Source organism: Rhizobium sp. PP-F2F-G48, from assembly GCF_004342335.1.
GTDB lineage: Bacteria > Pseudomonadota > Alphaproteobacteria > Rhizobiales > Rhizobiaceae > Ferranicluibacter.
This window is the reverse complement of record NZ_SLVH01000020.1, coordinates 1-22,677: the sequence shown is the minus strand read 5'-3', so window position 1 is coordinate 22,677 and position 22,677 is coordinate 1. Positions and strand designations below refer to the sequence as shown.

The following is a 22,677-nucleotide window of genomic DNA, read 5'->3' as shown; positions in this document are numbered from 1 at the left end:
CGGCGCATCTGCGCCTCCGACAACAGCATCAGGTCACTCATGGCAGCGTCTCCTTTCGATCCCAGTGAATCAAAACGCAGAGCGCGCCGCAAGAGGTTAATAGGTCCTGAGCCTAGTCTCGGCCAGTGGGATGATCTAGGAAATGCTCTGCCGCTTCGCCAAGCTGCAACCACTCATGTTTCGATTGCTCGAATACTGACATGGTGGGTGGCGCGAACGCCGGGTCGGCAAACGAACCTACCCCCACGCCTATCCAAGACGGTGAGGCATCGGCCTTCCAATAGACGGTCGAGCCGCAGGTTGAGCAAAAATACATGTGTACTTTTCGACCACTATCGCCGGTGCGAACAAATTCCGTCGCGGTTCCGTATATTTCGACACACTCAACCGAGTAGAAGGCATTGGCGCTGAACGATAGCGTCCGCAAAGCTGGTGTAATTTCGGGGGCGATTTGAGTGGAGACAGCGGTGGAGATTTCGCTTTTGTTTTCCACGAGACGTCAGGTGGGCACCGGGCCCGTCGGAGACGGTGGAGTTCCGAGACTTCAACCTCACCGAAAGGAAGACCCGATGACCGGCGGCAGATGACCTCTTGCCGCGAAGAGCGGCGATCCGGATTTTTTTCGATTGATTGCCGAAAGCGTGCTGCAAATGATCATGGAGGCAGATGTTGACGGTCTGATTTGAGCCGGACGCTAAGAGCGCGGCGAAAGCCGCCAGACTTGGCGCAACGGCGTATCGACACGCAAGGTCGATGAGCTGGCGCAGGCCATGGGGATTTCCGAATTCTCCGTTTCCAAGCTGTGCAAGGATATCGACGAGCGTTTGAACGCCTTACGCAGACACCCTCTTTCCGGTGCCTAGCTATACCTATGGCTGGACGCGACCTATCTGAAGATGCGCAGGGCGGACGCATCGTCTCGGTCGCAGCAATAATCGCGGTGGCTGTCGATACAGACAGCAAGCGGGAGATCTTCGGCCTGCACATCGGCCCTTCCGAATCAGAGCCGTTCTGGACCTCGTTCCTGCGTGACTTTGTGCGCCGAGGGCTGACCGGCGTGAAGCTCGTCATCTCTGATGCTCATGAGGGATTGAAGGCTGCCATCACCCGTGTGCGAGGCGCGACGTGGCAGAGATGCCGGGTTCACGCCATGCGCAATGCACTTGCCTATGTGCCCAAGCGGCAGCACACCATGGTGGCAGCCGCGATCTGCCAAGCCTTCATCCAGCCCGGCCATGACGGAGCCGTTCAGACCTGGCGGCATGTGGCCGACCAGCTTCGCGCGAGATGCCGAAGTTGGGAGCCTTCATGGACGATGCAGAGGCTGATGTCCTCGCCTACATGGCCTTCCCGTCCCAGCATCGTACCAAGCTCCACAGCACGAACCCTCTGGAGCGCTTGAACAAGGAAGTGAAGCGCCGCGCTGATGTCGTTGGCATCTTTCCCAAGGAGGATAGCATTGTTCGGCTGATCGGAGCCGTGCTCCTCGAAGCCAATGACGAATGGCAGCTTCAGCACCGTTACATGCAGATCGAGGGCATGGCAGAGCTGAACACACCAACAATCGAGGAGGAAAAGCCCCTTCAGATGACACCTAAAGCCGCCTGATCACGACGGCCCGATTCCACACCCGAAATTACACCAGCTTGACGGACGCTATCCTTCAATTCCCTGAAACGGGACCTGGAAGGCGTCACGCAGAAGTCTCTGACGCAGGCTCTTCGGCGTCTGGAACGCTCCGGCCTCGTCGCCAGACGCGTCATTCTCGTGTCTCCTGTCGCCGTCGAGTACAGCGTCACACCTCTGGGCGAAACGCTCATCGAGCCGTTTCAGGCGCTGTTCCAATGGGCGAGCGTCCACAAGGACAGGATCGAGGCGGCGCAGAAGGCGTTTGATGGGGAAACCGAGGGGCATCATGTTTCGAAAACCATCACATTACGGAGGGCAGGTTAGCAAACATCGCTAGAGGCCGAATGCCCTGTCTCCATCGATGAACTTGCGACTTCAGCTAATTTTGACGACATTGGTCGACTGATCGAAACCGCGCCTTCGGAACAGTCCAATCTCACGCCGCGTCGAACAGCGGATGTCACCGCAGAACGGCATGCAGACCGACGGCATATCGTAAGTCGGGCCATGACCGCATTTTCTCGGCACAAAAATGCGGGTGCTAAGACCTGCCAGTCACGATCTTGGAGGTCTTCTGCAAAGTCGGCATACAGTGCGGCTCGATAGTGGTTGCAATTTCCGGAAAATGCAACGTGCCCGTCCCAAGATTCACGCCATGCCGCCATCTGGTCATCTGCGATATCTGGCCTGATGTCGGTTTCTTGGACACCGCCTTTAAGGTGTCCGTCCTGAAACCGGAGAGCGTGAATGCAAAGACGAATATTCAGCGGCAAGCAAACGCTTGAAGCGGTGACGCTGGTCAGGAGCCCCGCGTCGTCTTTGCTTCGCAACGACTGCCTGGCGGAGGGTGGCCTAGCTTTGCAAAAACGCAGAGAGCGAGCAGCTAGAGAACCTCATATCCGCTCTGGGCCGTTCGGGACATCGCTGCAACGGAGAGCTTCTCCTCCTCACGCTTCGTGCAACGATCGCTGATCGTCACGTCAACGGCCATCGTCAAGTCCGATGAGATTGCCTAACCGCTTCGCTGCTACAGGCTTTGCTTCGGCAGCAGGTTCGGCATTGCCATGCTCTTCCGGATGATGAGGCGGCTTGGAATGACCCTGCGGGCGGGCGCAGGCTCTCCGGTCTTTTCGATGGCGTCCAGGAGCATGGCGACGGCAGCCTTGCCCATCTCTTCCACCGGCTGCTCGATCGTCGACAAAGGCGGGGAGCAGAAGGCGCAGACGGGGGAACCGTCGAACGAGACGATAGAAATATCCTCCGGCACACCGAAACCCATCTCACCGATCCGGCTCATGAAGGATATGGCCATGTCGTCGCTCGTCGCGATGACGGCGGTCGGCTTGTGACCAAGCGTCACAAACTCTTCGGCCGCCCTGAGGCCGATCTCGAAGCTCTGTTGATAGTCGAGTTTGCCGCCTGACCGGACCACCGCCGTTTCCGGGAGCCCCGCCGCCTGAAAGGCCTCCAAGACGCCGCCGAAGCGCTCGACATCATGATAATTGTCTTCCGGTCCGGCCAGATAGAAGAACCGGCGGTGGCCGAGACGAATGAGTTCGGCCGTTGCCGCGCGAACGGCTTCGCGATCGTTGGTAACGACGCTCGGCACGCCGGACGCGCTCATATCCAGCAGCATCGAGACGATCGGCAGACCGGCATGGGCAAGCGAGCGCCCGTCCACCTCCGGCAGCTTCGACGCCAGGATGATCGTGCCGCGCGCCGTGCCGCCGAAGGCGAGGTTGAGGATATGCCGTTCCGACGCCTCGTCGCGGGCGAGGTTGGCGATCATCAGGGTGTAACCGCTCTCGAGCAGCGAGACATTGATGGCCTGCAGCACCTGGGGAACGATCTGGGAGGCGCCGTGATAGAGCGATCCAGGCAGGACGATCATGATCACGTTGGACTTGCCGACCCTCAGGCCCCGGGCCATGGCGTTCGGCGTGTATCCGAGCTGCTTTGCCGCATCGTCGATCTTGGCGCGCGTCTTCTCGTTGACCCGGCCGGGGTTGGCAAGCGCGCGGCTGACCGTGGAAATGGCGACGCCCGCCAGTTTCGCCACATCGGCCATCAGCGGCCCGGATGGCTCCATGTCGAGCATCTCCTTCGTCTTCTTCACCACCGTCTTCCTTGCAGCCTGCCTTGATCCGAAACTCTAAGCCAACAGACCGGCAATGACAAACGTTTGCCAAAAACGGCTTGCATAAAAAACAAGCCTGTCTATTATATGGTCATGGCAAACGATTGCCATAGACTTATCTGTTGAAATCGCATGGCTTTCAGAATGCGAAAGCAAGATTTTCGCACGCTGCGCGCCGTGTCTCTCGGGAATGGCTACCCATGACGACTGGTGACAGGCTCCGCTTCGGCGTCGATCTCGTAACGTTCTTCCATCCCGGTTTCTGGGCGGTCGAGACCTATGATGCGATCATCGACTACGCCCGCGCCGAACCCCGCGCATTCTGGGACAAGATCCTCGACAGCGTTCAGGCATCCGGTGTCACCGGCGTCGAACTGACCTTCTCCCCGTTCAACTGGCAGGATGCCGTCAGGACCTACGGCTCCGTCGAAGCTTTCGCCGCCGAACTGTCGCGCCGCGGGTTGACGCTCTGCAGCGGCTTCTTTGCCGAACTCGAAGCCGCCGGCGACTTCACAAACGCAGAGGCCCAGGCGGCGATCATCGCCAAGGCCGAGAAATATGCCGATTTCCTCCGGGCCTGCGGCAGCGACATCCTGGTGATCGGCGCGCCGCTCCGTCAGACACTCGGCGCCCAGCCGGTCGCGTTTCACGACTTCGATCGCGCCAAGGTCATCGCCGATTTCCTGAACCGGCTCGGGGCGCTGCTTTATGCGCGGGGCGTTCGCCTCGCCCTGCATACCGAGGCGCATTCGATCTTCGCCGCAGCGCGCGATGTCGATCTGATGATGCTTCTGACCGATCCGGCCTATGTTCACATGTGCCCGGACACCGCGCATATCGTCGTTGCCGGATCCGATCCGGTTCAGCTCGTCGATCGCCACCATGAACGCGTGATCATCGCCCATTGGAAGGATGCGATCGGCCCGATGCCGGCGGACACGCCGATCGACGCGCAAATCCACGAGCGCCATCACCCTTACTTCTGCGGCCTCGGGCTCGGCAGGGTCGATTGGCCGGCCTGGGTCAGACTGCTTCGGGATCGCCGCATCGAGGGCTGGGCGATCCTCGAACTTGATGCCGCGCCGGACCCGGTGCGCGACATCGCCAACGGGCTGACGCTCGTCCGGCAGGCACTCCTGCCGATCTATCGCTGACCGATCACTCCCAAGTCGATGAACGCCCCGCCAAGAGGGCCTTTTTCAAGAGGTGGAACGATGAAAACCATGATCAAGCTTTTCCTGGCCGGCGTCGCAACCGCCGGTGTCCTGACCCCGGCCCAGGCCGAGGACAAACCGACGATCGAAATCCTGTCGTCGTGGACGTCGGGCGGCGAAGCCGCAGCACTCGACGTCTTCAAGACGGAATTCGAAAAGCGCGGCGGCGTCTGGAAAGATTCCTCGATCGCCGGCTTCGGTGCGGCGGATGCCGCCTTCCAGAACCGTATCGTTGCCGGCGATCCGCCGGGCGCCAAGCAGGGCATCATCGGCCTTGCCGCCGCCGATTTCGTGGGCCAGGGCCTGTTCAACGCCGTCGATGACATCGCCAAGGCCGGAAAATGGGCCGATGTGCTGCCCAAATCGATCCTCGACCTCAGCTCCTTCGGTGGCGAGACCTATCTCGCGCCGACCGGCGCCCATGGCGAAAGCTGGGTGTTCTACTCCAAGGACGCCTTCGCGAAAGCGGGCATCGCGGACGAGCCGAAGAGCTGGGAGGAATTCTTCGCCGATCTCGACAAGCTCAAGGCTGCCGGGCTCGTGCCCGTTGCCTGGGGCGGCCAGCCCTGGCAGCAGTCCAAGGTCTTCAACATGATCCTCCTGTCGCAGGTCGGAATCGACGGCTTCCTGAAGATCTACGTCGACAAGGACAAGAGCGAAGCCTCGATAGCCGGCGTCAGGAAGACGCTCGACATCCTGCGCAAGCTGAACGGATATGTGGACGAGGCCGCCGCCGGCCGCAACTGGAACGATGCGACCGCGATGCTGATCACCGCCAAGGCCGGCGTGCAGTTCATGGGCGACTGGGCCAAGGGTGAATTCACCGTCGCCGGCAAGGTAGCGGGCAAGGATTATGGCTGCATGATCGTTCCGGAGTCGCCGGGCATGGTCTACATCGCCGACTCCTTCTATTTCCCGAAGACCGGCACCGCCACCACCGACAAGGGGCAGAAGCTCCTGGCCGAGATCGTGATGGATCCGGCGGTTCAGGTCGCGTTTTCGCAGAAGAAGGGCTCGATCCCCGTTCGTCTGGATATCGACAAGACCAAGCTCGATGCCTGTGCGCTCAAGGGTGCGGCGTTGATGAGCGCCGGTGCGATCGTTCCGGACCAGGCCATCGTGCTGACACCGCAGCAGGTCGGCGCGCTCGACGACTTCGTCGATGAGTTCTGGAACAACGGCTCCGAGGATGCGACGGCTTCTGCTGAAAAATTCTTCGACATCTTCGAATAAGTCGATGCAGGTGGCGCCGGACCCGCACCGGCGCCGCATCACGCCTCTTTGCGGGGCGACCCCGGCCGCCCATCCGTCAACGAACCGGCGATGTCCATGAAACGCAAGACCAATCTCGCCGCGACCGTCGCGCTCCTGCCCACCTGGCTCGTAGCCGTCGTGGTGTTCATCGGCACCATGGCCTGGTCGATCCATCTGTCGTTCACCAACTCCACGATCTTCCCGTCATCGACCTATGTCGGTCTCGCGCAATATCAAAAGCTGTTCTCCTCGGCCAAGTGGCTGGCCTCGCTGCAAAATGTCGTCACTTTTGGCATTCTCTATGTCGGCGGCTGCCTCCTTCTCGGGTTTTTGCTCGCCACGGCGCTCGATCGCAAGATGCGTTTCGAGAGCGTCTTCCGGACGATTTTCCTCTACCCCTACGCCATGTCCTTTGTCGTGACCGGCCTGATCTGGCAATGGATGCTCAATCCGACGCTTGGGATTCAGGCCAGTGTGCGGTCCCTTGGCTGGAGTGGCTTCGTTCTCGACTGGGTGGTCAACCGCGATATGGCGATCTATGCCCTCGTGCTGGCCGGCGTCTGGCAGGGCGCGGGGCTCGTCATGGTCATCGTGCTTTCCGGCATGCGGGGGCATCGAGGCCGAGCAATGGAAGGCGGCCAGGATCGACGGCATCCCCATCTGGCGCATCTATCTCTCGATCATCCTGCCACAACTCGTCCCGGCCCTTGCCGCAGCCGGCCTGCTCCTCGCCATGGGGGTCATCAAGACCTACGATATCGTCGTTGCCATGACCAATGGCGGCCCCGGCAATGCCACGGAAGTGCCGGCCAAATTCATCATGGACAATCTTTTCGGGCGCCAGAATCTCGGCCTTGCCACCGCCGGCGCCACCGTCCTCGTGCTTGGCGTCCTCATGATCGTCGCGCCGTTCCGCTATGCCATGCATATGCGCAGCAAAAAGAGAGGTGCCCGCTGATGGCCCGCCTCCACCCCAACGGCCCGAGACCGACGCAGATCACGGCCGGCCGGATCGGTCTCTATCTCTTCCTCATCGTGGCGGTGCTGTTCTTCACTCTGCCGCTCTACACGATGGTCGTCACGTCTCTGAAAACGATGGACGAAATCCGTCTCGGCCAGATCTTCTCCCTGCCGTCGAAACTGGATGTCTCGGCCTGGATCACCGCCTGGTCCGGCGCCTGCATGGGCACGATCTGCGTCGGCATCCGCAGCGGCTTCTGGAATTCGCTGGCGATCACCCTTCCGTCCGTCGCGCTCTCCGTCTTCATCGGCGCCGTCAACGGCTATGCTTTGTCGCTCTGGCGGCCGCGCGGGGCGAGCGTGCTCTTCGGCCTGCTTCTGGCGGGTGGCCTGATTCCGTACCAGATCTTCCTCTATCCGATGGTTCGCGCCATGGCGACGGTCGGCCTCTACAACTCGCTTGCCGGCATTATCCTCGTCCATGTGATCTTCGGCCTGCCCTTGGTGACGCTGCTCTTCCGCAACTATTTCGTCAGCGTGCCGGAAGAGCTGTGCAAGGCGGCGCGCGTCGATGGCGCCGGATTCTGGCGTATCTTCTTCGAGATCATGCTGCCGATCGCCGTGCCGATGGTCGTCGTCGTTTCCATGCTGCAGTTCACCGGCATCTGGAACGACTTCCTTCTCGGGCTGGTCTTTGCGGGACGCGACAACCTGCCGATGACGGTTCAGCTGAACAACATCGTCAACACCACCATGGGCGAGCGCACCTACAACGTGAACATGGCGGCGACGATCCTGACCGCACTCGTTCCGCTCGCCATCTATTTCCTGTCCGGTCGCTGGTTCGTCCGCGGCATCGCCGCAGGCGCAGTCAAGGGGTAATGCCGCCATGCAGTCCGCTGTGTCCATCAAAAACCTGAAGATCGCCTATGGCGACCAGACCGTCATCGAGGAGATGTCGATCGACATTGCGCCGAAGGAGTTCCTGGTCCTCCTCGGCCCCTCGGGCTGCGGAAAGTCCACGCTGCTGAATGCCATTGCCGGGCTGCAGGACATCACCGCCGGCGAGATCTGGATCTCGGGAAAGAACGTGACCTGGGAGGAGCCCAAGGATCGCGGCATCGGCATGGTCTTCCAGTCCTATGCGCTTTATCCCCGCATGTCGGTGCGCAAGAACCTCTCCTTCGGGCTCCGCGTCGCCGGTCTGCCGAAAGCCGAGATCGAGGCCCGGGTTTCGCGTACCGCGGCTCTCCTCCATCTGGACACGCTGCTCGACCGTCGCCCGGCCGAACTGTCCGGCGGCCAGCGCCAGCGCGTCGCCATCGGTCGGGCGCTCGTGCGCGAGGTCGACGTCTTCCTCTTCGACGAGCCGCTGTCCAATCTCGACGCGAAGCTGCGCAACGAACTGCGCGTCGAGATCAAGAAGCTGCACCAGAGCCTCGGCAATACGATGATCTACGTCACCCACGACCAGGTGGAAGCCCTGACGCTCGCCGACCGCATCGCCATCCTGCGCGACGGCGTGATCCAGCAGCTCGCATCGCCCGCGGAAATCTATCAGCGGCCGGCAAACCTGTTCGTCGCGGGCTTCATCGGCGCGCCGATGATGAATTTCATCGAGGGCCATATTGAGACAGGCGATGGCGCACCGGTCTTCGAGAGCAATGGGCTGCGCGTCGATCTTTCTGGCTATGGCTTCAGGACGCCTCCGGCATCCGCACCCGCGACCCTCGGCTTCCGGCCGGACCATCTGATGCTGGATGCCGCCGCAAACGGGATGCCCACCCTTCCCGGACGCATCTCCGTCGTCGAACCGATGGGGTCGGAAGCCGTTCTCTGGTTCGACTGGGCCGGACAGAGCCTCTCGCTGCGGCTGATGGGGGACGTGATGCTTCGACCGGGGGACGCGCTTTCGCCGGGGCTCGACATCGCCAAGGCTTCGCTTTTCGGCACGGACGGATCGCGCCTGTAACGCTGATCGCATTTCAATTCCTGCAATGGTTGGGAGGTTTTTTCTCCGACATTGCGCCACGACAGCACGAGGACCGAGATGACGGACGTGACGTATGATGCGCTGGTGATCGGCTCAGGCGCGGCGGGCTCGTTTGCCGTCAAGGAATTGACGGCGCAGGGTTTGAAGGTGCTCCTTCTCGAAGCCGGTCCCAATGTCGGCCCGAAGGATTTCGATCCTGCCCGCAAGAAGGCACCGGCGAGCAGCATCAATATCTGGGAACGGGCCCGCGCGACATTGAAAGGCCAGCCGATCCAGGCCCGCGCCGCCTTCTTCACGGAGCGCTTCAGCCATTTCTTCGTCAGCGACCGCAAGAACCCCTATACGACCCCGAAGAACGAGCCTTTCCTCTGGATTCGCGGCCGTCAGAGCGGCGGCCGGCTGCACAGTTTCGGACGCGTGCTGCTGCGCTGGACGGACGAGGATTTCAAGATCCGTTCGAAAACCGGCAAGGGCGTCGATTGGCCGATCTCCTACGAGGAGATCCGTCCGTATTACGACGAGGTCGAAACCTATCTTGGGCTTTACGGCAACACGGACGACGTACCCACCTTGCCGGATGGCGTCTATGCCAGGCCAGCCAGCCTCTCGCCGGCGGAAGAGACGTTCAAGCGTGCGGTCGAAGGCCGCTGGCCGGACAGGCGCGTTGTGTCTTGGCGGTACATCGCGCCCGATGCCGAGCGGGTCCCGAAACCCCTCCGGGAGGCGCTTACGAGCGGCAATCTGACGGTTCAGTACGATGCCGTCGTCCGCCGCATCACCACCGACGAGACGACCGGCCGTGCCTCCGGAGCGGAATTCATCGACCGCAGCACAGGCGCGCTGTCGAGTGTGCGCGCCGCGATCGTGGTTCTCGCGGCGTCGCCGATCGAAAGCGTCCGGCTCCTCCTGAATTCCGCCTCGGTGCGGCATCCCGAAGGGCTTGGCAACAGCTCGGGCGTCCTCGGACGCTATTTCATGGACCAGCTGCCCTGCCTCGCCTTCGGCTCCTTCTCTCAGGCAAAAGGTTGGGCAGCGGATCAGTCCGCGCCGACGGACCCGTTCTACAATCCGTCCGGCGGCATCTTCATCCCCCGCTTCGGGGAAGCCGATCCGGCGCGGGGCGATTTCGACTATCAGGGCAGTGTCGGGCGTGTACCGGTTTCGGAGAAGGACGATGCCCGCCTCTCCTTCTTCGGCTTTGGACGCATGCTACCCTATGCCGACAACCGGATCACTCTGGATAGGCGGCGCAAGGACGCCTGGAATATCACCATCCCGCATATCCGCTGCGTCATGCAGGCGGAAGAACATGCTCTGCTGAAAAAGCAGGAACAGGTGCTGACGTCCATGATCGAGGCGGTCGGCGGAGATCTGGAGTTCATCGGCTCGCCCACGGGCCTGAAAGAAATGGGCAAGGGCGCCTTTCCCGAGGCGAGCGCATTCGGCCGTTTCATGTTTCGGACATGGTTCAAGAAAACCATGTGTATGGGGGCGGCCATTCACGAGACGGGCGGCGCCCGCATGGGCGAGACGCCGGAAGCGTCGGTGCTTAACCCCTACAACCAGCTCTGGGATGCGCCAAACCTGATCGTCATCGACGCAAGCGCCTTCCCCGGCAGCGGCATCGCCGGCACGACTCTCACCGTCATGAGCCTGACACTCCGCGCCTGCAGGAACCTGGTCGAGCAGTATCGGCGGGGAAGCTTTTCGGCACGTTGACGTCCAATCGGGAGAGCAGCTGAACCGCGCCGGGTTTGCCGGAGGCTCCAACTTCTGAGAAGTTGGGTCTATGACAAGCACGACGACGAACAAATTCTCTCCTGACCGCGCTGACACTGGCATATGACGGGACCGGCCAGTTTAGATTCATGTAACAAACCTTGCTGACCGGCCCGTTCCAAGTATGCGTCAGAGCCATTTCTCAATGGAATATGAAGACGACTGTTTCAACGATAGCCGCCCTCTACGCCCCCCCTTAAGCCGCCATGGATTGCGGCAATGTGGTGACGATGATCGGGGTCTTGTCCGGCACGCGGCCGTAGAGGTCGACAATGTCCTGGTTGATCATCCGCACGCATCCCGACGACACGGACTTGCCAATCGTCCACCACTCAGGCGAGCCATGAATGCGGAAGATGGTGTCCTCTCCGTTCTGGAAGATGTAAGGAGCACAGGCCCCCAAGGGATTTTTCAGTCCGGGCTCCATTCCGCCATTGGCAATGCTGTACGGCTGACGCTCGGGCTGTCGTGCGACCATCTCGTTGGGCGGCGTCCAGCGCGGCCATTGACGCTTGACCTGGATGACACCGCGATCGGACCACTCGAACCCCTGACGGCCCACGCCGTAGCGCATCGCCTGTCCGCCCTCCGATGTCAGATACAGGAAATGGTTGGCCGTATCGACGACGAGGCTGCCGGGGCGCTCGCCCGTGGGATTGCTGACCATCTGGCGATGGAAGCGCTTGTCGATCTTCTGATAGGGAATCGCCGGCAGCGGGAAGCGCTCGTCCGGCTTCGGACCGAACAGGCTCGCCAGTATCGGAGTTTCCATCGGTTCGATCGCCGGCAGCGCCGTTTCGGCTGTCGTCGTCGAGCATCCCGAGAGGGTCACGGCCGCGAGCCCTGCCCCGTCCATGATGAATCCGCGTCGCGTCAAAGTTCCTGACTGCAATGGACGTCCTCATGAATGTCGCGTTTTTTGCCCTGTCGACGGCAGCGGTCGGGCAGATCGATGTTCAAGGGAATTCCCTAACCCCTCTAGCAGCTTCAGGTGCAAGGCTTTTTCTGTGACGACACTCGGCCCGAGCCGGAATGACGCACCCTTCTTTGGATTGAAAAGCGCCGCCTTCGACAAACCGCCTGCATCTGGTCCTTGACCCTCACCTTCCTAGAGGTCTCACATTCGAGGCGAATCTGGGAAAGGCACACATGAGCGAGACGGAAAGACGATCGGGCGACAGCGCATGGCTTCCGACTTTCGGGGCATGGGTCATCGCACTGGCCTCGACACTGGGGGCGCTGTTCATCGGCGAGGTCATGGGCCAGGCCCCCTGCGATCTTTGCTGGTATCAGCGTGCCTTCATGTTTCCGCTGGCCGTCGTGCTGGCCGTCGCCGCACTGCGTTCGGACGAAAGCGCGTGGCGCTACGCCATGCCGCTGGCAGCGATCGGCTGGCTGATCGCTGCCTCCCACAATCTTCTCTATTTCAAGCTCATCCCGACCGCCATCAAGCCATGCAGCCAGGGCCCGTGGTGCTCGGGTGACGGAATGCTCCTGTTCGGATCGCTGCCCATTCCCCTCCTTTCGCTCGCGGCCTTCACCGCCATCATCCTCCTCCTTTTCATCGTGCGCCGGAGAACCACAGCATGAACAGACGCACCCTCGTCATCGCCTCGGCCTCGGCCGCCATCGCCGTCTTCGCCGGTGGTGCAGCCCTCTACAGCGGCACGAAACCCGTAACGATCGCCGCTGCGCCGCCGCCGGCGACGGGAAACGAAACCCTTGTCCGGATGCATTCTCCCGTCATGGGGCCGGTCTCCGCCCCCGTGACGATCGTCGAGTTCTTCGATCCTTCCTGCGAAGCCTGCCGGGCATTCTACCCGCTTGTGAAGCAGTTGATGGCGCAGACGGGACCGGATGTTCGCCTCGTTCTCCGCTACACGGCGTTTCATGAAAGATCGGACGACGCGGTCCGGATTCTCGAAGTCGCGCGCCGGCAAAATCGCTTTCAGCCCGTGCTCGAGGCCTTGCTCGAGCAGCAGCCTGTCTGGGCCGACCATGGCCGACCGGATATCGAGAGGGCCTGGCAGATCGCAGGGACTGCGGGGCTCGATGTCGCACAGGGGAAAAGAGACGCCGCCGCCCCAGCGGTCGACAATGTCCTTGCTCAGGACACGGCGGACGTGCAGGCAAACAACGTCACGCAGACGCCGACCTTCTTCGTCAACGGGAAGCCGCTCACGGATTTCAGTCCGCAAGGCCTCTCTGATCTCGTGAAGACGGAAATCGATGCGACGAAGGGGAGATCGTGACGCGCGCGGGCCTTTCACGCTGGCGTGCTCGTCGGAAGCTCCCAAAGCCGCTACCCGACGCTGGACTAACCCCTTGATGCGATCTCAAGGCACTTATCACGAACGTAACACAATTGGTTGAACGGGCGGTTCGTCGACCAGAAGCAGCTTGAAGCTCAAGTCACTGGAGATCGTAAGACCTTCGCAGAACCAAATCTGCGGGTTGTCGGCAGCGCCTTTTCCAGGATCGGTTCTCAATGAACATCCACCACACTGCAGCGCATCGGTGCTGCCTGTCATGACGGGAGACATCGCATACTGACGATCGGAGACCTTTCGAGGGCGACGGCCGTGAAGGTTCCGAAGATCCGATACTACGAGCAGATGGGGCTTCTTTCGCATTCCGAACGCTCGGAAGGAAATCAGCGGCGCTATTCGACGTCCGAACGCGAGCGGCTGTCCTTCATCAAACACGCGCGCGGGCTCGGGCTGACGATCGAGGCGATACGTGAGCTCATCGATCTCAGCCAGCATCCGGAAAAGCCTTGCGAAGACGTCGATCGCATCGCCGCAGAGCAGCTCGCCACGGTCCGGGAGAAAATTCAGCGCCTCAGGAAACTCGAATCGGAACTGGAGCGCATCTCCACGCACTGCCATTCGAACCAGATCCGCGATTGCTACGTCATCCGCGCCCTTGCCAATCATGATCTCTGCGCGACAGACCACGATTAAGACCTGCATCACGACGTCATAACCGGTCTAGCGACCGAGCGGAGCTTGGCCTCCCGACGAGGCCGCGACGTCGAAGCGAGAGGAAATTCCTTGTCCCACACTCATGCCTCGGACAGTCACGATCACACGGCGGGAGCCAACTCCCGGATGATCGGTTGGGCGCTCGCGCTGACCTCGACCTTCCTCCTCGCCGAGGTCGTGGCGGGCCTCTACTTCAACAGCCTGGCACTGCTGTCCGACGCGGCGCACATGATGACCGACGTGATCGCACTGGCGATCGCGCTGCTCGCCATCCGGTTCGGAAGCCGCGATGCGGATAGCAGGCGAACCTTCGGCTACCGACGGTTCGAGGTTCTCGCCGCAGCGTTCAACGCGCTCCTTCTGTTTGCGGTCGCCATCTACGTCTTCGTGGAGGCTATCGAGCGCTTCCGAAATCCGGAACCGATCGGATCGATCGGCATGCTCATCGTGGCGATCCTCGGGCTCCTCGTGAACCTTGCCTCGATGCGGATTCTTTCGGCAGGACGGAAGGAGAGCTTCAATGTGAAGGGAGCCTATCTGGAGGTCAGGGCGGATATGCTCGGATCCGTCGGCGTGATCGCCGGGGCCGTCGCCATTTATCTGACGGGTTGGTCCTGGCTCGACCCGATCGTCGCGGTTCTCATTGCCGTCTGGGTCCTTCCCCGCACTTGGATCCTGCTTCGCGATATGTCCAACGTGCTTCTCGAAGGTGTCCCGAAGGGCATGAGCCTGGACGACGTTCGAGCCGCCGTTTTAGGTGTCGCCGGCGTTGTGGAGGTGCATGGCGTCCATCTCTGGTCGATGTCCGGCGAGGACGCCAGCTTCTCGGCCCACGTCGTTCTACCCGCCGGCGAGGCCCCCCTGGCCGTACGACGGGATATCGAACAGATGCTTCTCGACCGCTTCGAGATTCGCCACACGACCATCCAGATGGATAGCGTGGGCGGAAGCTATGACGACCACGTCTATCACGCATAGCGGGAGGCGTGAGCCTAGAATGGAATTTGCATTATAGCCTATAAAATAGATAAACTTTGTTCCATGTTTCGATTCCCACTTGCTAGCTTGGCGGCAACAAGGGGAAGTTTCCGGTATGGTCAATCGAGCCTCCAATGTCGGCGGAGCAGGGTTTACGTCGCGCTCAACAGAATGGCCGACCGTCGTTCTCGCGACCGTCATCTACGGCGGCTTTCTTGGCGTGACGTTCTGGTGGCAATCTCTGCCACTGGTCTTGGTCGTGCTTTCAGGGGGATGGCTCGTCGCATGGCACGGCTCGCTTCAGCATGAGGTCATGCACGGGCATCCCACGCGAAGCCAGCGGATCAATGACGCGATCGGCTCGATACCCTTGTCGCTCTGGCTCCCCTATCCGATCTACAAAGACAGCCATCTGAAACATCATCACGATGAGCACCTGACCGACCCGATCGAGGATCCCGAGTCGTCCTATTTGACGAGGAACGCGTGGGAACAACTCGGTGAACTGGGTCGGGTCCTGGCGCACTGGAACACCACCTTGCTCGGCCGGTTGACCATCGGTCCTGCCGTGATGATCCTGAGTTTTCTCGCGCAGGAAGGGCGGTTGCTGAAAGCGAATGAACCCGGGCGGCGGCAGATATGGGCCGCGCAACTGGCTGGTGTCGCCGTGCTGCTGTTCTGGGTCACGGTCATCTGCGGCATGCCGATCTAGCTGTACCTCATCGGCTTCGTCTATATCGGCGCGGCGATGACGCGGCTGAGGTCCTATGCCGAGCACCGATACGCCGAGAGCCATGAAGAACGCACGGCGATCGTCGAGAACAGTCACGTCTTCGGATTGCTGTTCCTCTACAACAACCTTCACGTTCTTCATCATCGTCGCCCCGGCATCTCCTGGTATCAGCTGCCGACCGTGTATCGCCATCACCGCGAGACGCTCATTCGCTCGAACGGCGGTTTGGTCTACAATAGCTATTGGGAGGTCGCGCGCCGGTTTTTCTTCAAGCCGCACGATGACCCGACGCACCCCCGCCACTCATGATCCTGCCCCCGCGGACACCGCGTGCTGCTCCATTGACGACGAAGGCACGAGAGGCGACGGGCTTTCCGCCACCTCTCGTGCCTTCGTCATTGCGCTCCCGGCGATGCTGTGGCGAAATCGTCGAGAGGCTCCCGCCCCTTCCACCGTTTTGGCCGCGAGCGGCAGGCCCCACACGTTCGCACAGACGTCACATGGGGCGTTCCGCCGCTGACCCGATGTTCACCTCGAAGGAATTTTTTATTGCTTGCAAGCCTTGCCATGTACGTCACCCCGCCGCCGCTGGCTGCGGGAACTGCCGTGTTCTGGAGCTTCCTGCGGGACAGGTTGCGGGAAGAAGGCCTTGCCGGCGTTCCCGATACGCTGCAGCAGACCGTCCGCTACGATGAAGCCTGGGTTCATCCGGATCTTCTGCTCGCCCAGACCTGCGGCTACCCTTACGTGAAGCGACTGCGCGGCAAGGTGCGGCTTGTCGCAACGCCGGTCTATTCTCTTCCGGGCTGCGACGGACCGAACACGTGCAGCCTCATTGTCATGCGCAAAGATACGCAGGCGCTTTCCCTCGAGGACCTGCGCGGCGCCCGGGCCGCGATCAACGATCCGAACAGCAATTCGGGCGTCAATCTGTTTCGTGCGGCCATCGCGCCGCTTGCCAAAGACGGTCGCTTCTTTTCCTCGGTCGTCGAGACCGGCGGACATAGCAACAGTATCGACGCGGTGACCGCGGGCAGAGCGGATGTGGCCGCGATCGACTGCATCACCTATGGCAACACGCTCCGTTTCGATCCGGAGCGGCTTTCGGGGATCAGGGTGCTTGCCGAAACCGTCAAAGGGCCAGGGCTTCCCTTCATCACGCGGGCGGATGCTTCCGATGCCGAGGTTGCGATACTCAGGCAGGCGCTTCGAAAGGCGATCGCCGACCCAGTGCTTGCGGAAACGCGCGAGACGCTGTCCCTCAAGGACGTCGCTTTCCTCTCGGATGCCGACTACGAACCTCTGGCGGAGCTTGAGCGCAACGCACGCCGCCTGGACTATCCCGTTATCGGCTAAAGCGTGTCGCGCCAAAGGGTGCAGCGTTTTGCGACAATGACAGGCGCGAGACTAAGGACCTAAGGCGAAACGAGCGAATCCGAACGATCGCGACACGCTTGAGGCTCCCTACGCCGCATGTCCTTGCGATCGTGGGCGGTGATCCGAAATGAAGGCCGGGATGCGATCGGCAAGCCTCTTGCCGACCCGTCAAACCCGGCGCCCGGTCAACGCGTCCGGGACCGCTTATTCCGAATGTTATGGAGCGATCATGATCGTTTTTGAGAATGTCGTAAAACGATTTGCCGATGGAACGGTCGGTGTGAACGGCCTTTCCCTGAACATTCCCCAGGGGAAGCTGACCGCCTTGGTCGGCCCATCGGGATGCGGCAAGACAACCTCACTGCGCATGATCAACAGACTGGTCGTTCCAACCTCGGGATCGATCTCCATTGGCGGCGAACCCACGGAGAAAATGGATGTCGTGAAGCTTCGGCGACGCATCGGCTATGTCATTCAGCATGCTGGGCTGTTTCCGCATCGGACCGTTCTGGAGAACATCGCGACGACGGCAAGACTGAACGGCGTTTCCAAGACCAAGGCTCTGGCGTCGGCTCGGGAATTGCTCCAGCGTGTCGGATTGCCGGGCGATTTTGCCGGGCGATATCCCTCGCAGTTGTCCGGCGGGCAACAACAACGCGTCGGCGTGGCGCGAGCCCTGGCATCCGATCCGGAGCTCATGCTGATGGACGAACCCTTCAGCGCCGTGGACCCTGTCGTCCGCTCCCAGTTACAGGACGAATTTCTCCGGCTCCAGCGCGAGATCGGAAAGACGATCATCATGGTGACCCATGATATCGACGAAGCGCTCAAACTCGGCGACCAGATCGCCGTATTGAGGCCGGGTGGAACGCTTGCGCAGCTGGCAACCCCGCGTCAGCTGCTGGCCGAGCCAGCCGATGCCTTCGTGGCAGCGTTTCTGGGCAGGGATCGCGGTTATCGCTTTCTCGGCTTCGCGGGAACGGCGGAATCGGTTCGCCTCGTGGCGGAGCCGACCGTCCGCCTTGGTGCCGACGCCGAAGAAGCCAAGGCTACCGCCCTCGGCCGCTGGATTCTTACGGTGGACGATCACAGCCGACCGGTCGGTTGGGCCGATCTCGACCGGCCGTTCGAGCAGATCCGTCCAGACGATCTCAATCTAAGCGGGACAGTGGCCGCGCAAGGCGATCCGCTTCGCGTGCTTCTGGATGCGGTGTTGAGTTCTCCGTCGGGCCGCGGCGTGGTCACGGACGCGGAGGGGCGGCTGCTCGGCACGGCAACACTCGCCAGTGTTTCCGCTGTCCTCGAAGACGGCAGGGCGCGCAACTGGATGGACGTGTCGTCATGAACATCGATTGGATCCAGCGTGAATCCGGCATGATTGCCACCCTGTTTCTATGGCATCTCGGCCTTTCCGTCGTGCCCGTCGTCATCAGCCTGATGCTGGCGATCCCGCTCGGATGGCTGGCACACCGCTCTGGCTCCCTGCGCCCGTTCTGGCTTGGCTTTGCCGGCCTTTTCTACACGATCCCGTCCCTGGCTCTTTTCGTCCTGCTCCCGCTTGTGTTGCATACGCGCATCCTCGATCCCATCAATGTCGTTGTTGCGTTGACGGTCTACGCCGTTGCGATGCTGGTTAGAACGGTGGCCGATGGGCTTTCGACCGTCTCTCAAGAGACGCTACAAGCTGCAACGGCAATGGGTTACCGGCCCATGACGCGGTTTCTCGCGGTGGAGCTGCCGCTTGCCGTGCCTGCCATCACGGCCGGCCTGAGGGTGGCCGTGGTCTCGAACGTCAGCATCGTCTCGGTGGCGGCGCTGATTGGCACACCCCAGCTGGGAAGCCTCTTTACACAGGGGCTGCAACTTCGCTTCCTGACGCCCATCATCACCGGCATCGTCCTGTCGATCGTCCTTGCGCTGCTTCTGGACCTGGTCGTCGTCTGGGCCGGGAACCGGCTCTCTCCCTGGAACAGGAGCAGCAAGTGACGTTCCTCGGATACCTCCTCGATCCCGATAAATGGAGTGGCCCGGACGGCATTCTCGTCCTCTGCGGTCAGCATCTTTACTACACGCTTGTCACCCTGCTGATCGCCGGCGCGATCGGCTTTCCTGTCGGCCTCTACGTCGGCCACACGCGACGCGGCGTGACGCTGGTCGCCGGTCTCGCAAATCCCCTGAGAGCGCTTCCCAGTCTCGGCCTCCTGGTTCTTCTCGTCATCCTTTGCGGCCCGCTCTTCGCCTCGGATCTGGCTTTCGAGGTGCCGAGCCTGATCGTTCTCGTTCTCCTCGCCGTGCCACCGATCATGACGACCACCTATGCCGGCGTTGCCGCTGTCGATCCCGCAGCCGTCGATGCCGCGCGGGGGATGGGGTACCGACCGCTCGGCATCGTTTTTCATGTCGAGATTCCTTGCGCACTACCGTTCATCTTTTCAGGGCTGCGCAACGCAACGCTCCAAGTGATATCGACCGCGACGATCGCAGCCTACGCCTCGCTCGGCGGTCTCGGCAGGCTGATGATCGACGGGCGCGCCCAGAGCGATTACGGACAGATGGTCGCCGGCGCGATCATGGTGGGTATTCTCGTGATCCTGGTCGATTTTCTGCTCGGGATCGTCGGCCGCCTGGTGGTGTCTCGCGGGCTTCGCCAGCTCCTTTAGGCCCACGAGCAGCGAGTACCAGGTTGCTCATTGGCCGTGGTTTGGAGCGTCTTCGTTTCAAACGATCCGCCAGCGCTAGACGAACATTTCTTCCATGGCGTCACATCGACGTATACTAAATCTATGAATTACATAAATTACAGAAAGAAAATTTATGAGACAGAATGCTTTAGCAGTTGCGCTGGCCAGCATCGTTTCGGCCTTTGTCGCGTCATCGGCCTTCGCCCAGAGCGATCCTCTTGGCGGCAGTGCCGCGGTTTCAGATACGTCCACGATCATCGTTGGTTCCGCAGATTTTCCAGAGAGCCAGTTGCTCGCCACTATCTATGCCAAGGCGCTGGCTGCAAAAGGCGTGAAAGTTGAGATCCGCGCCAATATCGGCAGCCGCGAGGTCTACTTTCCGGCACTGAAGGATGGCTCCATCGACCTCATTCCGGAATATGGTGGCGCTGTGCTGCGCTATCTCGACAAGACATCCACGCAGAATTCCACGGATGACGTTCTCGCTGCCCTGAAAACTGCGCTGCCGAAAGGCGTCGAGAGTCTCTCCGCGTCGTCGGCGCAAGACACGAACACGGTCGTCGTCACGCAGGCTACCGCTGATCAATACGGTCTGAAGGCCATTGGCGATCTGAAGGGCCATGCTGGCGATTGGATCCTGGGCGGGCCACCGGAATGGAAAGTAAGGCCCGATGGCGTTCCCGGCTTCGAGAAGAACTACGGCGTCACGTTCAAGTCCTACAAGACCCTTGATGTCTGCGGCCCGCTCGTTCTCTCCGCCCTGGCCAATGGCCAGATCCAGGTCGGTTGCGGATTCTCCACAGACCCGGCGCTCAGGTCCAACAAGCTTGTCACGCTTGCCGATCCGCTCAATCAGTTTCCCTCGCAGAACATCCTGCCGTTGATATCGTCCGAGAAGGTGACGGACGAGATCGCCGCTGCCCTGAACGCGGTTTCCGCAGCCTTGACGACCGACGGCCTTCTCGGTCTGAATGCGCGGGTGAACGCACATGACAGCTATGATGCGATCGCTGGCGACTGGCTGGCGGAGCACAAGCTGAACTGATCAGAGAGAGGCGGGCTCGGCAACGAGCCCGCTGTTCTGCGAACGTGCTCTGATCTGCCTTCGACGGATCGAGCCGTCTCGGATACCCGATGCCGCACTTCGGACTGCAAGGAATTTGCCATGCCAACACGCCAGCACATGATCCTCTCTGCGTTCTTCTACAACCCGCAGGGAGATCACCGGCTCTCTTGGAGGCATCCCTCTGCTCCCGGTCGGGAAATCTTCGACCTGGACTACTACAGGACACTCGCAACGGTGGCGGAAGACGCGAAGATCGACACGATCTTCATAGCCGACCACCTGGGAATTTGGGACACGTTCGAAAGCGGCGTGGCTCACTACGCCAATGCGCGGCTGGAGCCGCTCTCCCTCGTCGCCGCGCTGTCGGCTGTGACGAAGAACATCGGCTTCATCGTTACGGCATCGACGTCCTATAACGAACCCTACAACATCGCTCGCACATTCGCTTCCCTGGACCATTTGTCGAAAGGACGGGTGGCCTGGAATGTCGTCAGCTCGGCGCTGGAAGAAGAAGCGAAGAACTTCGGCCTGACCACCAGCATCAACCATGCCACGCGCTACGAGCGCGCCGGCGAATTCCTCGATGTCGTCACCAGGCTCTGGGACAGCTGGGAAGACGAAGCGCTGTTGATGAACAAGGACAGTGGATATTTTGCAGACCCTTCGAAGATCCATGCGCTCGACCATGTCGGAGATCATTTCAGGATTCGCGGGCCACTCAATATCGCACGGTCGCCACAGGGCCATCCCCTCCTCGTGCAGGCCGGCTCGTCGGAGGCGGGCCGGGAATTGGCGACGGACCATGCCGACATCCACTTCGCGATCTTTCGCAACGAGGAGGAAGGACGGCTGTATCGAGCCGACATGGAAAGACGGCTGGCAAACAAGGGAAGGGCCGCCGAGAGTTTTCTCATCCTGCCGGGCGTGCTGCCCGTCGTCGCCTCGTCGCGTCAGGAGGCGGAGGACCGGCAAGCCGCCCTCGAAGACCTGATGATCGACCGCGTCAGCCTCGATCTCCTGTCAAGCTGGTCCGGGATGGACCTGTCCTCGCATGCGCTCGACGGACCCATGCCGGACCTTCCGGACGAAGCAAAATTCAACGGCTGGCGGACATGGCTCAGCATCGTCAAGAGTGAGACGAACAGCACGGCGACGGTCCGGCAGCTGGCACGGAAGATCGCCAACACCGGGGCCGTGCCGATGGTATCGGGCACGGCGACCGACGTCGCCGACCAACTCGAGGCCTGGTTCACGTCCGGCATCGCCGACGGTTTCAACCTGATGTTCCCACTTCTCCCTGATGACTGGCTCAACTTCGCCCGCTCGGTCGTCCCCGAACTCCAGCGTCGAGGTCTGTTTCGAACCGAATATGAGGAGGGTACCTTCCGTGACCGCCTGAAACTCCAGCGCCCGCAAAATATCTTTTCGAACCGCGTAGCGTAAAAGGAGAACAACATGCACAGCAGAAACGCGTTCATCCGCGTCGCATTTCGCCTCCATCAAAATCGCGGCACGATGCAGCGTAAGCGCTGACGCCGAATAGAATCTGCTCGGCAGACGGCGCGGCAAACACGGTCACCAGAATATCCCGCAACAGTGCGAGCCCGATCGAGCGCTTGTCGCTCGTTTGCGGCACGGCCGCTTTTGAGCGTTCGCGTCGCACGGGAGCCGGACGTGTCATCGAGGATCGTGACAGTCGAGGTGCAGCCCGCGCGCGCTCCATCATACGAACACCAAAACCCCCGGCCTTTACGGCGCGGGGGTATTGGTATGTTTGTTTTAATCTGTGGTGTGTTTTGGTTGCGGGGGCAGGATTTGAACCTGCGGCCTTCAGGTTATGAGCCTGACGAGCTACCGGGCTGCTCCACCCCGCGGAAGGTTATGGGGTACTG

General features: G+C 61.2%; 20 protein-coding genes, 1 tRNA gene and 4 pseudogenes. 19 read left to right on the top strand and 6 right to left on the bottom strand.

Going from position 1 to position 22,677, the window contains the following annotated elements; translation table 11 throughout:
* Positions 1-112 precede the first annotated feature (112 nt).
* Positions 113-451 (bottom strand): GFA family protein, encoded by a 339-nt coding sequence (locus tag C8J36_RS24140; RefSeq protein WP_245506724.1) that lies wholly within the window; start codon positions 449-451, stop codon positions 113-115.
* Between the two features lie 148 nt (positions 452-599).
* On the opposite strand from C8J36_RS24140, the pseudogene C8J36_RS24135 reads away from it, so the two are divergent.
* A pseudogene (locus C8J36_RS24135) lies at positions 600-1,608 on the top strand (IS256 family transposase); the annotation flags it as partial.
* A gap of 54 nt (positions 1,609-1,662) precedes the next feature.
* A pseudogene (locus tag C8J36_RS24130) lies at positions 1,663-1,953 on the top strand (helix-turn-helix domain-containing protein); the annotation flags it as partial.
* A gap of 703 nt (positions 1,954-2,656) precedes the next feature.
* Here C8J36_RS24130 and C8J36_RS24125 read toward each other — a convergent pair.
* Entirely contained in the window at positions 2,657-3,745 is a 1,089-nt protein-coding gene (locus tag C8J36_RS24125; RefSeq protein ID WP_132537815.1) for a LacI family DNA-binding transcriptional regulator, read from the bottom strand.
* A gap of 221 nt (positions 3,746-3,966) precedes the next feature.
* Here C8J36_RS24125 and C8J36_RS24120 point away from each other — a divergent pair, with 221 nt between their 5' ends.
* The 6 genes and pseudogenes from C8J36_RS24120 to C8J36_RS24095 all read left to right on the top strand — a co-directional run bounded on the left by C8J36_RS24120 (position 3,967) and on the right by C8J36_RS24095 (position 10,906).
* On the top strand, positions 3,967-4,920 hold the full coding sequence (locus C8J36_RS24120) for a sugar phosphate isomerase/epimerase (RefSeq protein ID WP_132537814.1): 954 nt from the start codon (positions 3,967-3,969) through the stop codon (positions 4,918-4,920).
* A 60-nt stretch (positions 4,921-4,980) separates the two neighbouring features.
* Positions 4,981-6,213, top strand: a complete 1,233-nt coding sequence (locus tag C8J36_RS24115) for an ABC transporter substrate-binding protein (protein ID WP_132537813.1) — start codon at positions 4,981-4,983, stop codon at positions 6,211-6,213.
* Positions 6,214-6,303: 90 nt separating this feature from the next.
* Positions 6,304-7,192: pseudogene (locus C8J36_RS24110) on the top strand (sugar ABC transporter permease).
* Positions 7,192-8,076, top strand: a complete 885-nt coding sequence (locus C8J36_RS24105) for a carbohydrate ABC transporter permease (protein WP_132537812.1) — start codon at positions 7,192-7,194, stop codon at positions 8,074-8,076. The pseudogene C8J36_RS24110 and the gene C8J36_RS24105 overlap by 1 nt, the downstream one beginning before the upstream one ends.
* A gap of 7 nt (positions 8,077-8,083) precedes the next feature.
* Positions 8,084-9,166, top strand: coding sequence for an ATP-binding cassette domain-containing protein (locus tag C8J36_RS24100; RefSeq protein WP_132537811.1), 1,083 nt, complete (start codon positions 8,084-8,086; stop codon positions 9,164-9,166).
* A gap of 78 nt (positions 9,167-9,244) precedes the next feature.
* Positions 9,245-10,906, top strand: a complete 1,662-nt coding sequence (locus tag C8J36_RS24095) for a GMC family oxidoreductase (RefSeq protein WP_132537810.1) — start codon at positions 9,245-9,247, stop codon at positions 10,904-10,906.
* A 256-nt stretch (positions 10,907-11,162) separates the two neighbouring features.
* Here C8J36_RS24095 and C8J36_RS24090 read toward each other — a convergent pair whose 3' ends face one another.
* On the bottom strand, positions 11,163-11,858 hold the full coding sequence (locus C8J36_RS24090; protein ID WP_165915165.1) for a L,D-transpeptidase: 696 nt from the start codon (positions 11,856-11,858) through the stop codon (positions 11,163-11,165).
* Between the two features lie 257 nt (positions 11,859-12,115).
* Here C8J36_RS24090 and C8J36_RS24085 point away from each other — a divergent pair, with 257 nt between their 5' ends.
* A complete protein-coding gene (locus tag C8J36_RS24085; RefSeq protein ID WP_132537808.1) occupies positions 12,116-12,556 on the top strand; it encodes a disulfide bond formation protein B in 441 nt (146 codons plus the stop codon).
* Positions 12,553-13,218: a thioredoxin domain-containing protein gene (locus C8J36_RS24080; protein ID WP_132537807.1), complete on the top strand. Its 666-nt coding sequence runs from the start codon at positions 12,553-12,555 to the stop codon at positions 13,216-13,218. The genes C8J36_RS24085 and C8J36_RS24080 overlap by 4 nt, the downstream gene beginning before the upstream one ends.
* A gap of 96 nt (positions 13,219-13,314) precedes the next feature.
* Here C8J36_RS24080 and C8J36_RS24075 read toward each other — a convergent pair whose 3' ends face one another.
* Positions 13,315-13,497, bottom strand: a complete 183-nt coding sequence (locus tag C8J36_RS24075) for a hypothetical protein (RefSeq protein WP_132537806.1) — start codon at positions 13,495-13,497, stop codon at positions 13,315-13,317.
* Positions 13,498-13,512: 15 nt separating this feature from the next.
* On the opposite strand from C8J36_RS24075, the gene C8J36_RS24070 reads away from it, so the two are divergent.
* From C8J36_RS24070 to C8J36_RS24030, 9 genes and pseudogenes are all read left to right on the top strand, one after another.
* Complete coding sequence (locus C8J36_RS24070) at positions 13,513-13,929, top strand: helix-turn-helix domain-containing protein (protein ID WP_132537805.1); 417 nt, start codon at positions 13,513-13,515, stop codon at positions 13,927-13,929.
* Positions 13,930-14,076: 147 nt separating this feature from the next.
* Positions 14,077-14,928: a cation diffusion facilitator family transporter gene (locus tag C8J36_RS24065; RefSeq protein WP_132537818.1), complete on the top strand. Its 852-nt coding sequence runs from the start codon at positions 14,077-14,079 to the stop codon at positions 14,926-14,928.
* Positions 14,929-15,043: 115 nt separating this feature from the next.
* Positions 15,044-15,970, top strand: a pseudogene (locus C8J36_RS24060) (fatty acid desaturase).
* Between the two features lie 258 nt (positions 15,971-16,228).
* Entirely contained in the window at positions 16,229-17,017 is a 789-nt protein-coding gene (locus tag C8J36_RS24055; RefSeq protein ID WP_132537817.1) for a PhnD/SsuA/transferrin family substrate-binding protein, read from the top strand.
* A 250-nt stretch (positions 17,018-17,267) separates the two neighbouring features.
* Positions 17,268-18,383, top strand: a complete 1,116-nt coding sequence (locus C8J36_RS24050) for an ATP-binding cassette domain-containing protein (protein ID WP_132537804.1) — start codon at positions 17,268-17,270, stop codon at positions 18,381-18,383.
* Positions 18,380-19,024, top strand: coding sequence for an ABC transporter permease subunit (locus tag C8J36_RS24045; RefSeq protein WP_132537803.1), 645 nt, complete (start codon positions 18,380-18,382; stop codon positions 19,022-19,024). The genes C8J36_RS24050 and C8J36_RS24045 overlap by 4 nt, the downstream gene beginning before the upstream one ends.
* Positions 19,021-19,698, top strand: a complete 678-nt coding sequence (locus C8J36_RS24040) for an ABC transporter permease subunit (protein WP_132537802.1) — start codon at positions 19,021-19,023, stop codon at positions 19,696-19,698. The genes C8J36_RS24045 and C8J36_RS24040 overlap by 4 nt, the downstream gene beginning before the upstream one ends.
* 154 nt (positions 19,699-19,852) lie before the next feature.
* Complete coding sequence (locus C8J36_RS24035; protein ID WP_132537801.1) at positions 19,853-20,764, top strand: ABC transporter substrate-binding protein; 912 nt, start codon at positions 19,853-19,855, stop codon at positions 20,762-20,764.
* Positions 20,765-20,884: 120 nt separating this feature from the next.
* Positions 20,885-22,228: an LLM class flavin-dependent oxidoreductase gene (locus C8J36_RS24030; RefSeq protein ID WP_132537800.1), complete on the top strand. Its 1,344-nt coding sequence runs from the start codon at positions 20,885-20,887 to the stop codon at positions 22,226-22,228.
* A gap of 31 nt (positions 22,229-22,259) precedes the next feature.
* Here the strand turns inward: C8J36_RS24030 and C8J36_RS24025 are convergent, their stop codons facing one another.
* Together C8J36_RS24025 and C8J36_RS24020 are read right to left on the bottom strand one after the other, a co-directional pair.
* Positions 22,260-22,466, bottom strand: a complete 207-nt coding sequence (locus C8J36_RS24025; protein ID WP_132537799.1) for a hypothetical protein — start codon at positions 22,464-22,466, stop codon at positions 22,260-22,262.
* Between the two features lie 116 nt (positions 22,467-22,582).
* Positions 22,583-22,659, bottom strand: a tRNA-Met gene (locus C8J36_RS24020).
* Between the last annotated feature and the right edge of the window lie 18 nt (positions 22,660-22,677).